Source organism: Desulfovibrio inopinatus DSM 10711, assembly GCF_000429305.1.
GTDB classification, from domain to species: Bacteria; Desulfobacterota; Desulfovibrionia; order Desulfovibrionales; family Desulfovibrionaceae; genus Alteridesulfovibrio; species Alteridesulfovibrio inopinatus.
Map to the genome: position 1 here is coordinate 1 of NZ_AUBP01000005.1, position 14,425 is coordinate 14,425.

General features: G+C 49.0%; 7 protein-coding genes and 1 rRNA gene. 3 read left to right on the plus strand and 5 right to left on the minus strand.

The window, feature by feature from the left end; genetic code table 11:
* Positions 1-121: ribosomal RNA gene (locus G451_RS0104570) — 16S ribosomal RNA — on the minus strand; the annotation flags it as partial.
* Between the two features lie 440 nt (positions 122-561).
* Positions 562-1,950, minus strand: a complete 1,389-nt coding sequence (gene asnS / locus G451_RS0104575; RefSeq protein WP_027183324.1) for an asparagine--tRNA ligase — start codon at positions 1,948-1,950, stop codon at positions 562-564.
* A 265-nt stretch (positions 1,951-2,215) separates the two neighbouring features.
* Here asnS and ftsY point away from each other — a divergent pair, with 265 nt between their 5' ends.
* Entirely contained in the window at positions 2,216-4,702 is a 2,487-nt protein-coding gene (gene ftsY / locus G451_RS35280; RefSeq protein ID WP_084448375.1) for a signal recognition particle-docking protein FtsY, read from the plus strand.
* 485 nt (positions 4,703-5,187) lie between these two features.
* Positions 5,188-5,568, plus strand: a complete 381-nt coding sequence (locus G451_RS0104590; protein ID WP_027183326.1) for a chemotaxis response regulator CheY — start codon at positions 5,188-5,190, stop codon at positions 5,566-5,568.
* A 188-nt stretch (positions 5,569-5,756) separates the two neighbouring features.
* Here G451_RS0104590 and G451_RS27625 read toward each other — a convergent pair whose 3' ends face one another.
* From G451_RS27625 to carB, 3 genes are all read right to left on the minus strand, one after another.
* Positions 5,757-6,590: a class I SAM-dependent methyltransferase gene (locus G451_RS27625; protein WP_051261151.1), complete on the minus strand. Its 834-nt coding sequence runs from the start codon at positions 6,588-6,590 to the stop codon at positions 5,757-5,759.
* Positions 6,591-6,668: 78 nt separating this feature from the next.
* Positions 6,669-8,078, minus strand: a complete 1,410-nt coding sequence (gene purF, locus G451_RS0104600; protein WP_027183327.1) for an amidophosphoribosyltransferase — start codon at positions 8,076-8,078, stop codon at positions 6,669-6,671.
* A 23-nt stretch (positions 8,079-8,101) separates the two neighbouring features.
* Positions 8,102-11,341 carry a carbamoyl-phosphate synthase large subunit gene (gene carB, locus G451_RS0104605; RefSeq protein WP_027183328.1) on the minus strand — a complete coding sequence of 1,080 codons (3,240 nt, stop codon included), beginning with the start codon at positions 11,339-11,341 and terminating at the stop codon, positions 8,102-8,104.
* A gap of 261 nt (positions 11,342-11,602) precedes the next feature.
* Between carB and ileS the strand changes: the two genes are divergently transcribed.
* On the plus strand, positions 11,603-14,419 hold the full coding sequence (ileS, locus tag G451_RS0104610; protein WP_027183329.1) for an isoleucine--tRNA ligase: 2,817 nt from the start codon (positions 11,603-11,605) through the stop codon (positions 14,417-14,419).
* Positions 14,420-14,425: the final 6 nt, after the last annotated feature.

Here is a 14,425-nt window from a genome sequence, read left to right on the forward strand (position 1 = left end):
CACGCGTTACTCACCCGTGCGCCGCTCTACTCATCTCCCGAAGGAAACTTTCTCGCACGACTTGCATGTGTTAAGCACGTCGCCAGCGTTCAATCTGAGCCAGGATCAAACTCTCCAGTTCAAAACTTTTGAGTTTGCCAAAACTCTCGTCTAAAACGAGGTTGACTTTCTTATCACTCGACTCGCTATTTAATTGTCAAAGACCTTCGTCTTCTTCTCCCACCGCCTTTGCGGTGCCGGCGCGTTTGTCGTCGCCGAGTTGGAGAAGCTAGTGAATCCCGTCCGCGCTGTCAACAACTTTTTTCGATTTATTTTCGAAACGTTTTGACCGCCCTGGCAAGGCCAGTTTGTTGCGGGATCTCTTCTCTACGCCACCCGAAGTTTGCCGTCAAGCCTTTTCCAACTTTTTTTCGAAACGAATCAGTTTCGTTGTTGGAGCACTTCCGTGCAACGCAGAGAAAAGCTTATAGGCAGATGATACCTCCCCGTCAAGGAAATATTTCAAAAAAAAGCAAAAAACATCCCCGCTTACAATGAAAATAACAACATGTTAAGTTCGAATCAGTATTCAAGATGCTTGTACGTTCTCGGGAACGCAATAACATCTCGTATGTTGCGAACCCCTGTTACCAGCATGAGAAGCCGTTCAAACCCTAGCCCAAATCCAGCGTGCGGAACCGAACCAAACCGACGCAAATCAAGATACCAATCATAACACTCCATATCGAGCCCTTGGTCGGCCAGGCGGCTTTGCAAAACATCCAATCGCTCTTCACGTTGGCTTCCGCCAATAATCTCCCCAATACGAGGAACAAGAACATCCATTGCAGCAACCGTTTTCCCATCGTCGTTGAGTCGCATATAAAACGCTTTGATTTCTTTCGGGTAGTCAAAAACGATGACTGGCTGTTTAAAATGCTCTTCGCAAAGATACCGCTCATGCTCAGTTTGAAGATCACACCCATATTCTGTGGGATATTCAAATTTCCTCCCAGAACTCCGCAAAATCTCAAGAGCCTCGATGTAAGGAAGCCGAATAAACGGCTGAGATGCCACTGTTTCCAGATCCGTCATGAGATTTTTGTCGACAAATCGGGCAAACAATTCGAGATCATCTTGGCAATGCATCATTATATAAGACACAAGATGTCGGAGAAGATCCTCCGCAACATCCATATCTTCTTGTAAGTCGGCAAACGCCATTTCTGGCTCAACCATCCAAAATTCAGCAGCATGGCGTGGAGTATCCGAGCTCTCCGCACGAAACGTTGGTCCAAAGGTGTAAACACTCCCCAAAGAGCAGGCAAAGGCCTCTGCTGCAAGTTGCCCCGATACCGTCAGGTAAGCCTCTTTTCCAAAAAAATCAGACTTCCCTTGGTCAGCGCCTGCGATATGCCCCCATTCCCCTGCGGGCAAGGCCGTAACACGAAACATTTCACCAGCCCCCTCACAGTCTGAGCCTGTTAAAAGAGGGGTTTGGATATAGTAAAACCCTCGATCCCTAAAATACGCGTGTACAGCATGCGCAAGTTGGGACCGCATGCGAAACATGGCACCGTATTTATTGGTTCGTGGTCTCAAATGGGCAATTGTCCGTAAAAATTCATCAGAATGACGTTTTTTTTGCAGAGGATACACGGCCTGGTCTGCGCTTCCGAGAATCCCAATATCACGGGCCTGAATTTCCCACTTCTGACCTTTTCCAGGTGATGGAACCAGTGCCCCCTCCACCGTTATGGCAGCTCCAGTCGCGATATCCTTCAGCGTGTCCTCTTCGAGGATACTGTGGTCCGCAATAACCTGAATATTTTTCAGGCATGATCCATCATTGACTTCAAAAAACGAAAATCCCTTGGCATCGCGTCGAGTACGCACCCATCCTTTTATAAAGATTTGATCTTGCGGCGACTCACATGTCAGGGCATCAGCAATCCGTGTTCGTATTTTCATCTCAGGCCTCATTATCATTGATCTCGTTATCGAGGTTTTATACACGTAAAATCGTCAGGATAAAATATCCAAGTCATGGTTGAAGTTGAATTTCTGTCTTGAAAGCAACCCGGTTGCCTCTCCGGCGTGAAGAGGTTAGAAGGCGTCCCTGGATCAGCGGTCAAGAAGTTTCAGAAATGTCTATGGCGTACGCCTCGACATAGGAGTACTTCATCAATAATATCGATCAACATCGTCCACTATGACACTTTCTTAAGGATTCCATATGGGTTTTTTTACCAAAATCAAATCGCTGTGGGGAAATAAAGAACACGAAGAAGAGCAGAATCTGCAAACAGAATCTGCCTCTTCTCCTTCAGAAGCGCCTCCTCTTGAGGAGGATACACCACCTCCTTCAGAAGAAACGGGGACCGCCGAAACTCAACAGATTCCTGAGCCCCCCAAAAAGACTCGATCGTTTTTTGACCCCGATCCCGAACCGATCGACACAGAAGAAGGTACAAAGCTGCAGCCTAATGCAGAGATTGAACAACCAGAACAATTTGTAGAAATATCCGAGCCTGAAACCGAGCCTGATCTCCTTCAGTCAACGTCTGAACTGGCGACCGACACCGTATCTGAAGATGTTTCGCAACCAGAAAGCGAGCCAAAGCCGGAGACAGTCTCTCCATCTGAGTTGGATGTCACGGTTTCGGAAGAGTCCATTGCTCTGGACATCGAACAACAATCTACGTTCTTTCAAGTACCAGAACCAGAAGCACTCTCTACTCCGGATCAGAAAATAACACCGGAAGTCGACGAAATTCTTCAGCCTGGATTTGATGTGCTCGGTGTACCTGATACCGAACCTTCCGTAGAAGCGATTCCTGATCATCCCCACGCGACGGAACAGAAAACCGAGGAAGAACAGGAGCCAGAACCAAAAGCATCCGCCGCCCCTCAGGCGGAAACGACAGCGGAAATCAGTGATACATCTCAACCTGAATCCGTTGTTCTCAGTGTGCGCGAAAACGAACCATCTCTTGAGGCTTCCCCTGAGCAGCTTCATGCACCGGAGCTGGAGACTCCAATGGAGCCTGAGACGGAACCAGAACCGCTCGTAACTCCTGAACAGGAAACATCGCCAGAAGCCGACGATACTCCCGCTCTGCCGGAGCTTGAATCAGACGGCTTCGAGATTTCCGCAGTCGCACAAGATATCGAAGACAATGATGATGCGGAACTCGGAACCGAGGCTGAAATCCAGATTGAAAGTGAATCCAAAACTTCAGACCATACGTTTCATGAAGAAGACACTCCTCTTCCGGAGCCAGTGACTTCCCCCTCTGGCCAGGTCAACTTCGACGACGCAAGGGACATCTCCGTGAACGACACGGCTCTTGAAGAGGATGTCTTTGATGCAGGCGAAGAATTCATCCTCGAATTAACGGATATCGTTGAAGAAGACCTCGAAGAAGTCCCTGTCACAGAGACGATTGAAGAGAGCGCAGCGGAATCACCTGAACCGTTTCAGTCCGTTGAGGAACCTCAGACAGAGCCGGTTCCTTCCTCGTTGACGGATTGGCAACAGCGCTTACTCATTTCCCTGCGTGAAGCCGAACCCAAATTGTCTGTTTGGCTCACAATCCTTCTTGAGGGTGTTGAAACAGCGGGTCCTGAGCTCTGGGAACGCCTTTCTTTTCTGTTCACATGCTTGGAAGCTCCTGAGAACGAAACACAAGATTTTATCGGTCGATTCCGTTCTTGGGTTGAGGACATGGAGTACGAGGAAGTTGAAGAGTTTCGATCTGAGCTCCAATATCGACTTGCTCTTGCTTTGGAACTGGAAGACGAGGAAGACGAGCGCAACAGGCTCTTTCTGAAATTGTCTGAAGGATTGAACAAAACCAAGGAACAAATCAGCAAGCAGCTTGATAACCTCCTCAGTTCACACACCACGATGGATGATGATTTCTGGGACGAATTCGAAGAAATCCTCATCATGGCCGATGTTGGCTTTGATCCTACACGTTTACTCATGGATCGACTTAAGGCGCGAGCTCGTAAGCAAGGTATCAATGATCCTGCACAGTTTAAAGATCTGCTGCGAGAAGAACTGGCCGAAATTTTTAAAAGCAAACCAACAATCAAGGCCGTCAATCCACCTGAAGTCGTCCTTATGATCGGAGTCAACGGCGCAGGCAAAACGACAACAATCGCTAAGCTGGCCCATCGCGCGCAGATGCAGGGAAAAAGAGCACTTGTTGCTGCAGGCGATACATTCCGTGCTGCTGCTATCGAACAACTCGAAATTTGGTCCAAACGCGTCGATGCAGGGTTCTATTCCAAGGGAGAACAGGCTGACCCAGCGGCTGTAGCATTTGAAGCTCTCGATATTGCCGTGAAGGAAGGATATGACATTATCTTTGTCGATACGGCTGGTCGCTTACACACGCAGACCAATCTTATGGAAGAACTCAAGAAAATCAAACGAGTCCTTGCTAAAAAACATCCGGGGAGCCCGCATCGCACGATCCTCGTGCTTGATGCAACGACGGGACAAAATGCCCTTTCCCAAACTAAACTCTTCAATCAAACCGTTGATATCGATGAAATTGTTTTGACGAAACTTGATGGAACTGCAAAGGGCGGTGTCATTGTCGGGATTGTGCTAGAGTACGGTATTCCGATTACTTTTGTCGGACTTGGAGAAAAAATGGAAGATCTTCGCCCCTTCAATGGGCAAGACTTTGCGCAGGCTCTTTTGACATAGCAGAATGCAAAAGACACCCTTGGAGATTGCAAACAAAGCGTGACTGTCTCAGCATGGAGATATGAAAAATGTGACGCTCTGTTGCTAAAAACATAAAAGTTTCTTGCCAAGGATGATTCTTGTTGAAATGGGTCTTGACGGAATCGCTTGCACATATCAAAAACAAATAACTTTTTCAGATTAATGGAGACTTGTCGCGACACAGAAACAATGTCACTATGCGTAATGACAATGTTGATTGATTCGTGGCTTCTCCATACCGCGAAGCATGAGTTCAATTCATGTATTCATGCTTGAAATGGCATCGGTTTTTTGAAAAATAACGTGGCGACCCGCCACACGTCACGGTGAAGACTTCGTCTCACATGGCCAGCGACTTGGTCCAGTTGACGCCGGCATAGGCTTCTTCACATTCAGGAAGCAACTCGCGGTATGCCGACTTTGCCTTGTGGCTCAATTCAATTGAACATCTGGAGGATTGATTCATGGCAACAGATAAGAACATGACGGTTCTGGTCGTGGATGACTTTTCAACCATGCGCCGAATCATCAAAAATATTCTTCGCCAACTCGGATTTGCCAATATCGTAGAAGCCGACGATGGTACAACCGCCTGGGAAGCACTCAACAAGGGCAACATCGATTTCGTCATTTCCGACTGGAATATGCCCCAAATGCCCGGCATTGAGTTGTTGCGCAAAGTCCGCTCCAGCGAAGAGTTCGCCAACATGCCTTTTCTTATGGTTACGGCTGAAGCTCAACAAGAAAATATTATCGAAGCCGTGCAGGCAAAAGTATCCAACTACATTGTCAAACCGTTCACCGCGGAAACATTGGGCGCTAAAATCGATAAGATTTTCGAATAACACATATTTCAACACTGCAACCGCTGGTGTGTATACTGCGGTTGCAGTGATATCACGTGCATATTGTGTGTTTGTTGTGTGACGTCACTCGTTTCGAGCGTCACATGAACAATGTATTAATGTATTGTCTCTGTGAGACATTCTTCTCTCCGCTCCCCTTTCAGCTACATTCTCCCTCCACGCCTGAATCAGCTTTCACTTTTTTGCAAAAGGATCTCAACTCCTAGAGTTTCGAGTGCACTTCGTGGATATTGTCGAAGAAGTTGTTGTGGAATAGGAAGGTCTGTTGTCATCCGCCGTCCACCAACAAGACGGAATCCAACATCCAAAAAGAATTGTAAGAGTGCTTCTTTTGTCAATCTATTCAAGCTCAAGTATTCACGCCATAAAAAGCGCTTTCGTTCCAGAATAGTGACGGCATCATACGCCGAATCCTGAAATACTGCCTCAACGACTTGTGTGCTTGAAACAAGCTTTTGCCATAGCTCTTCGTCATCGAGAAAAAGATGCGCCCATGGATCTGTGATGTATTGTAAGAGATGAGAACCAAAGGGTGAATAATACAGCGGATGAACTTGAAGAAAAACGAGCCCTGCCTCCGGCAACATACCCCAAAAATCTTTTGCGATGGCAGGAAGAACCGCCGGGTCGACGTGCTCAAATACAGACCACGAGATAATGACATCGGGACAAAATCGTGAAGCGAGGCATTCCCCGGGTGTAATGTGAAAAAAAGCAAGATTTTCCGGCAGTGCGTTTATCGAAATTTCATGACTTGCTTTCGTCAAAAGATGTGTAAAAGAAGGGTTGATATCCACGCCAACAGCTTCCTCAATCCCATGGCGCAACACCAAGCCTAGCGCCGTAGCTCCATCACCACATCCGAAATCAAGCACCGTTGTGTGATTCAAGTCACGAAACCGTGAAATCCACTCGGCAGCAGTATCGGCAGCTCCCCAAAAGTGGTCAAGAAACCATGTCGTCGGACCTGTTGGCCTCATCCAAACAAAACCGGTGTTCATGGCGTCAACTCCGTAGGTTGACCACCATAAACACCGGCGATTTTTTTGCTCAAGGCAAATGAATGACGCATGAACCCTCTACCAGGACAAGGCGACCTCGTCCTCTTTGCATATTTGATTCGCCGGGCACGGTGCAATGGGGTAATCACCGGTGAAGCAAGCCAAGCAATAACGAGGTTTGCCTTCGGTGGCGTGCACAGCTTGCAGGAGTCCATCAATGGTCAGATAGTGCAGAGAATCAAGCCCGATAAAACGCGCAATATCCTCAACACTGTTATTGGCAGCAATGAGCTCTCCCTTAGAGGAAAAGTCTATACCATAAAAGCACGGGTGCGTAATGGCGGGACAACTGACCCGCATATGGATTTCTCGAGCACCAAGCTCACGCAGCTTTTTCACTCGGGTACGAATCGTTGTTCCTCGGACAATCGAGTCTTCAACGATAATGATGCGCTTCCCTTTGATCATACTTCTCACGGGGTTAAGCTTTACCCGAACACTGAAGTCACGCATATCTTGCGATGGCTGAATAAACGTCCGGCCAACATAGTGGTTACGGATCATTGCCATTTCGAAAGGAATCCCCGACTGTTGTGCATATCCAACCGCGGCATAGATACCGGAATCCGGGAATGGCATGACATAGTCGCCTTCGACCGGTGCTTCTTGGGCTAAAATCCCTCCCATGCACTTGCGCCGTTCATACACCACTTCCCCAAAAACCAAGGAGTCAGGTCGAGCAAAATAGATAAGCTCAAAAACGCATTGTGTAATACCGTTCGGTTCCTGAATTTGGTAGGTTTTGAGACACTTGTCTTCCAATACCACCATTTCTCCTGGCCCGACAGGTCGCATATATTCCGCTTCAAGCAGGTCAAAGGCACAGGTTTCGGAGGCAAATACGTAATGATCCCCTACCCGGCCAAGCATAAGCGGACGAAAGCCATTGGGATCCTTCAAGGCAATGAGCTTATTATTGGCCATGATAAGCAGAGAATATGCCCCTTTGACCTTGCGGCACGCCTTGATGATTGATTCTTCGAGCGTATGTGTGGGGTAGTATTTCGCGATGAGATGGACAAAAACTTCACTATCCATCGTCGTCTGAAAAATCGACCCCGTTGCCTCAAGTTCCTTCCGCAACTCGATCGTATTGATGAGATTCCCGTTGTGGGCAATGGCCAATTGCATATCGCCAAATCGTACCATAAACGGCTGTGCATTCCGGATAAGCGATGCACCAGTAGTGGAATAGCGGATGTGACCAATGCCAACGGTGCCCTTCAGTTCTTTTCCCAAATGGCGTTCGTTAAAGACATCGGCAACAAGTCCCATGCCCTTCTGTTCTCGAATTTTCGTACCATCCCAGGTGACGATGCCTGCGCTTTCCTGTCCTCTATGCTGTTGGGCATACAGGCCAAAATAGCACATGCGTGCCGCTTCAGGATGTCCGTAAATGCCAAACAGTCCGCAATATTCCTTTTTCATAAACCAAATCTGCCTTTAAAGCCTCAGGCTTCGTGCGTATAGTATTCCTGAATGCTTTTGACGTCGAGACCGACACCCTGACTCTCTTTGATGGCAAGCGCCATGGCCTTAGCCCCGGCGATCGTCGTGGTATACGGAATACCATAGAGCAGCGTGGTCTGGCGCAGAAGCGACGAATCCTCGACCGTTTTCTTTCCCGATGCCGTATTGATAACGAGATCGATTGCTTTATTTTTAATGAGATCGACCACATGGGGTCGGGCTTCATGCACTTTGAAGACGTGCTTCGCCTTAATACCAAGGGACTCCAGGTGCGCTGCCGTGCCTTTCGTCGCAAGAATCTCGAACCCGATATCTCCAAACGCCTTGGCGACGTCAGCCAGACTTGCCTTGTCACGGTCATTGACCGAAATGAACACTGCCCCGCCTTCGGGGAGGCGTTGTCCGGCTGCAAGCTGACTTTTCATAAACGCCAAACCTACCGATTCATCAACGCCCATGACTTCGCCTGTCGACCGCATTTCCGGTCCAAGCAAAATATCGACACCAGGGAAACGGTTAAAGGGAAATACCGATTCTTTCACCGCAAAATAGCCAGATTTGCGCATAGCCCAGGGGTTGATATCTTTCAATCGTTCTCCCATCATAACACGCGTGGCCACTTTCGCTAAAGGCACTCCCGTAGCCTTGCTAACAAATGGTGATGTTCTCGACGCACGTGGATTGACTTCCAGAATGTAGACCAGACCGTCTTTCACCGCAAACTGGATATTCATAAGACCGACAACGCCAAGTTCTTCGGCAAGCGCACGGGTCTGACGCTTGATTTCCTCAACGAGTGACGCAGACAGTGAATGCGGAGGCAGGACACATGCCGAGTCGCCCGAGTGAATACCGGCTTCTTCAATATGCTCCATAACACCGGCAACATATGTCTCTTCACCATCACAAATCGCGTCCACATCGACTTCAATGGCATTTTCCAGAAACTTGTCGATAAGGACCGGATGCTCGCCTGAAACGACAGCCGCAACCTTGAAGTAGCTCATGAGCCCTTCTTCGTCGTACACGATTTCCATGGCTCTCCCACCCAAGACATAGGAAGGGCGAACAACCACGGGGTAGCCAATATTTGATGCAATGACCGCCGCTTCATTGAATGACATGGCGGTTCCATTTGCTGGCTGGCGAAGATCGAGCTTTTTCAAGAGAGCCTGAAAGCGTTCACGGTCTTCCGCGCGGTCAATGCTATCCGGCGAAGTACCAAGAATGGGAACTCCAGCTCGCAACAAGGGGACGGCAAGATTCAGCGGTGTCTGACCGCCAAATTGGACAATGACCCCTTCGGGTTTTTCCGATTCGATGATGTTGAGCACATCTTCAAACGTGAGAGGTTCGAAATAGAGTCTGTCCGAAGTATCGTAGTCCGTACTTACCGTTTCCGGGTTGGAGTTGACCATAATGGACTCCACTCCCATATCCCGCAACGCAAAGGAGGCGTGGCAGCAGCAATAGTCAAACTCGATCCCTTGCCCGATGCGGTTGGGCCCCCCACCGAGAATAATGACTTTTTTCTTACTTGTCCGTTCGATCTCCCGACCCGTTTCATACGTGGAGTAATAATACGGCGTGTAAGCTTCGAACTCCGCAGCACACGTATCAACGAGATAATACGTCGGCTCTATTCCACATTCTTTGCGTAATGCGCGGATATCAGCTTCGGACCGTTTCCAAATGGCGGCAAGTTGCACATCGGAAAATCCCATTTCCTTGGAGCGGCGCAATATATCCTGTAATTCTGGATTATCAGCCGTCATGGAATGGCTCAAAATGAACTGATGCAGCGCATTCTCCATATCGATGATCTCGCGGATCTGACGCAGGAACCATGGGTCAATACGGGTCGCTTCGTAAATTTCATCGTCTGTGGCGCCACAAATCATGACATGTCGCACCTCAAACAAACGTTTCGACGTCGGTTTGCGGATTGCGGTAAGCAACTCGTCTTTGTTGAGTTCGCATGCCTGAAAATGTTTCCCCAAGCCAGGCATACCGATTTCCAAAGAGCGTAGTCCTTTTTGCAACGACTCTTTAAACGTACGGCCGATGCTCATTGCTTCGCCGACGCTTTTCATAGCCGTCGTCAAATAATCCTCGGAGCCCGGAAATTTTTCAAATGTGAATCGGGGAATTTTGATAACACAGTAGTCAATCGTCGGCTCGAAGGAGGCCATGGTTTCCCGAGTGATGTCGTTGGGGATCTCATCAAGCGTGTAGCCTACGGCGAGCTTGGCGGCAATTTTTGCAATGGGGAACCCAGTCGCTTTCGATGCCAAAGCCGACGAGCGCGATACCCGAGGATTCATCTCGATGATGACCATCTCCCCGTCTTCGGGATTGACCGCAAATTGGACGTTCGATCCACCGGTTTCCACTCCGATTTCACGCATGATATCGAGCGCGGCATTCCGCATAAGCTGATACTCGACATCGGTCAGAGTCTGCGCTGGGGCCACTGTAATGGAATCACCGGTATGGACACCCATGGGATCAATGTTTTCAATGGAACAAATGACAACGCAGTTATCATTTTTATCGCGCATGACCTCAAGCTCAAACTCTTTCCATCCAAGGATGGATTGTTCAAGCATAACTTCACTTTTGAGGCTGGCCGCGAGCCCGCGTCCGGCAATTTCTTCGAGGTCTTCCATGTTGTAGGCGACCCCGCCACCGGTTCCGCCGAGTGTATAGGCCGGGCGGACAATGATGGGAAAGGAAATCTTTTGTCCCCATTCGCGCACATCGTCCATGGTTTTACAAATGCCCGACTCAGGAACCTTCAGTCCAATATTGTCCATGGCTTCGCGAAAGAGTTCGCGACTTTCAGCCTTCTTAATAACCGGCAACGATGCGCCGATAAGTTCAACATTGTATTTATCGAGAATACCGGATTCAGCCAGTGCAACGGCCGTATTCAGGCCAGTTTGGCCGCCCAGAGTCGGCAACAGGGCGTCCGGACGTTCACGGGCAATAATTTTTTCCACAGTTCCCGGTTCAATCGGCTCAATATAGGTCCGATCGGCCATATCGGGATCCGTCATGATCGTGGCCGGATTCGAATTGACCAGCACCACTTCATAGCCTTCCTCGCGAAGAGCCTTGGTGGCTTGGGAACCGGAATAGTCGAATTCGCAAGCCTGTCCGATGACAATGGGGCCGGATCCGATAATCATGATCTTTTTCAGGTCTGTCCGCTTGGGCATGGCGCTTAATATCCATCCTGAGGTTAATCGTGTGCGTAAGTTGCCGGGGGTGTAAGCGATTGTCGCGTAATGGGCAAGTCGTTTCACGCCATGACCTCCTCAGAGCCCATGGCGACGGCCATGGCATTTCAGGTCGTTTTCCATAAAAGGTCAAGCCCGTTCTTGACTTCCCTTTCGCTATGGACCAACTTAGCCTTCTTCGTTTATCGCCACGATCGTGGAAATCATACAATTCAGCATATATTACAAAGAGATGCACTCATGAGCGATTACAAAAAGACGTTGAGCCTGCCCCGAACGAAGTTTCCTATGCGGGCCAACCTGCGCCAAAAGGAACCGGAACTGCTGAAGTTCTGGGAAAAAAACGATGTCTATGGCAAAATGGTCGAGAAACATGCGGACAAACCTGACTATGTCCTCCATGACGGCCCTCCTTATGCCAACGGGCACCTGCACATGGGGCATGCCCTCAACAAAATCATCAAAGATATTATCGTTAAATCACGGCATTTTATGGGATTTCGCGCACAGTACATTCCCGGTTGGGACTGTCACGGACTGCCCATTGAACTGAAAGTCGAACAGGAAACAAAATTCGACAAAAAAGATATTCCCATTATCAAAGTTCGGCGTAAATGTCGTTCGTACGCTGAAAAATTTGTAAAAATCCAGCGCCAGGAATTTCAGCGCATGGGTATTTTCGGCGTGTGGAACAATCCCTACCTGACCATGAATCCCGAGTATGAATCGGCAACGGCCTATACGCTTGGGGAATTTGTGGAAAACGGCAGTGTCGTGCGCGGCAAAAAACCCATTCACTGGTGTATTTCTTGTGAAACGGCTCTGGCCGAAGCGGAAGTCGAATATGCTGATCACACTTCGCCTTCTATTTTCGTTCGATTTCCCTTGACCGATACCACACTGAATTCCGTTTTACCCGAAGCAGATACAGACAATACGTATGCGGTTATCTGGACCACGACCCCTTGGACACTTCCCGACAACATGGCCGTGGCACTGCATCCAGAGTTCGAATACGTGCTCGTCTCCTGTGACGGCAGCGATTATATTGTCGCGAAAGAATTACTGGAAAGCTGTGCAGAAAAATTTGGTTGGGAAAACTATTCCATCAAAACGGAAATTCTCGGCGAAAAGCTTATCGGTCTCGTTGCACAGCATCCATTTTACGACCGACCTTCCCCATTGGTTGCAGCAGACTATGTTACCTTGGACACCGGAACCGGTTTGGTTCATACAGCGCCAGGACATGGTCGGGAAGACTTTGAAACCGGCTTGCGGAACAATCTCGAAGTGCTGTCGCCGATTGACGACGAAGGCCGATTTCTCGATGTTGTCCCCTACTTTGCCGGAAAGACTATTTTCGAGGCCAATCCTCTTGTTATCGAAAAATTGCAGGAAGTTGGTCATTTGCTTGGGCAAGAAAAAATCAAGCATTCCTACCCGCACTGCTGGCGCTGCAAAGAGCCGGTTATTTTTCGGGCAACCACCCAGTGGTTCATTTCCATGGAAAAAAACGATCTGCGAGAGAAAGCTCTGAACGCCATTGAGAAGGATGTCCAATGGATTCCTTCATGGGGACGCGAGCGCATCCATGGCATGATTGCCAACCGTCCAGACTGGTGTATTTCTCGTCAGCGCATGTGGGGCGTTCCCATTATCGCTCTCCTCTGCAAGAAATGCGATCATGCCTATTTCGATCCCAATTGGGTCAAAGAAATCGCGAATCGATTCGCTGGCCATAAATTTGGGTGTGACTACTGGTTCGAAGCCGATATTAAGGATCTTGTCCCCGAAGGCCTGACATGTCCCGAATGCGGTGGCACAGAATTCGACAAAGAAGACGACATCCTTGATGTTTGGTTCGATTCTGGGACGAGCTTTGCTGCAGTTCTCGAAAAACGTCCGGAATGTCGATTTCCGGCCGATATGTACCTGGAAGGTTCGGACCAACACCGTGGCTGGTTCCACAGTTCGCTCCTTGCCTCCATTGGCACACGTGGTGTTGCTCCATACAAATCCGTGTTAACCCACGGCTATGTTGTCGACGGCGATGGACGAAAAATGTCCAAGTCGCTTGGCAATGGTATCCTGCCCCAGGAAATCATTGACCAACACGGGGCAGAGATTCTGCGGATTTGGGTCGCCTCGGTGAATTACCAGGATGATGTACGCATCTCCGAAGAAATTCTCGCACGATTGGTTGAAGCCTACCGTCGTATCCGCAACACATGCCGCTTCATCCTGGGCAATATCAGCGACTTCGATCCGACGACAGATTGTGTTGCCGACGCCGAGATGCTGCCTCTTGATCGCTATGCACAAGATACGGCATTCCGTGAATATGACCATATTCAACAGGCCTATTTGAAATATGAATTTCATAAGACCTTCCATGGCCTGTACAACATGTGCATCACCGATTTGAGTGCGTTTTATCTCGACATCATTAAGGACAGACTGTATGTGACCGCCCCCAAAAGCTTGGAACGCCGTTCTGCACAAACAGCGTTGTGGCGCATTTTGAGTGTACTTCTGAAGTGTATGGCACCGGTGCTGAGTTTCACTGCCGAAGAAATTTACCAGCACATGCCGGAAAGCCAGCGCGGTCCCGGATCGACGGTCTTCGAATTTGCGTTTGAACCCGACCAGAACCTGCGTATGCCTGAAGAAGAACGCGGCCGTATGGATTTAGTTGCAGACATCAAGACTGAAACCGCTCGCGTGGCAGAACCTTTGAGAAAAGCCGGTGATATTGGTCATCCGCTGGATGCCGCCGTCACGCTGTATGTCTCCGAAAGTCTCAAAAGCGAGCTTGATGCCATCCCTGGTATCGACCTGCGTGAGATTCTTATTGCTTCGACCGTCACGGTGAAGCCGTTAGAGGAAGCACCGGATACTGCAGTTATGGCCGAAGAACTGGAAGGACTTGGCATTGTCATCGAGCTTGCGCCTGGTGAAAAATGCGAGCGCTGCTGGATCAAAACAACAGAACGTGGCAGCAACACCGAGCACCCTGATGTATGCCCGCGCTGTGCTGCTGTGATTTCCACCCTTTAGCCTGTA

What these genes read in the sequence shown, in the direction of transcription:
- asnS (WP_027183324.1), bottom strand. Translation starts at nt 1,950, where the DNA reads ATGAAAATACGAACACGGATTGCTGATGCCCTGACATGTGAGTCGCCG.
- ftsY (WP_084448375.1), top strand. Translation starts at nt 2,216, where the DNA reads ATGGGTTTTTTTACCAAAATCAAATCGCTGTGGGGAAATAAAGAACAC.
- G451_RS0104590 (WP_027183326.1), top strand. Translation starts at nt 5,188, where the DNA reads ATGGCAACAGATAAGAACATGACGGTTCTGGTCGTGGATGACTTTTCA.
- G451_RS27625 (WP_051261151.1), bottom strand. Translation starts at nt 6,590, where the DNA reads ATGAACACCGGTTTTGTTTGGATGAGGCCAACAGGTCCGACGACATGG.
- purF (WP_027183327.1), bottom strand. Translation starts at nt 8,078, where the DNA reads ATGAAAAAGGAATATTGCGGACTGTTTGGCATTTACGGACATCCTGAA.
- carB (WP_027183328.1), bottom strand. Translation starts at nt 11,341, where the DNA reads ATGCCCAAGCGGACAGACCTGAAAAAGATCATGATTATCGGATCCGGC.
- ileS (WP_027183329.1), top strand. Translation starts at nt 11,603, where the DNA reads ATGAGCGATTACAAAAAGACGTTGAGCCTGCCCCGAACGAAGTTTCCT.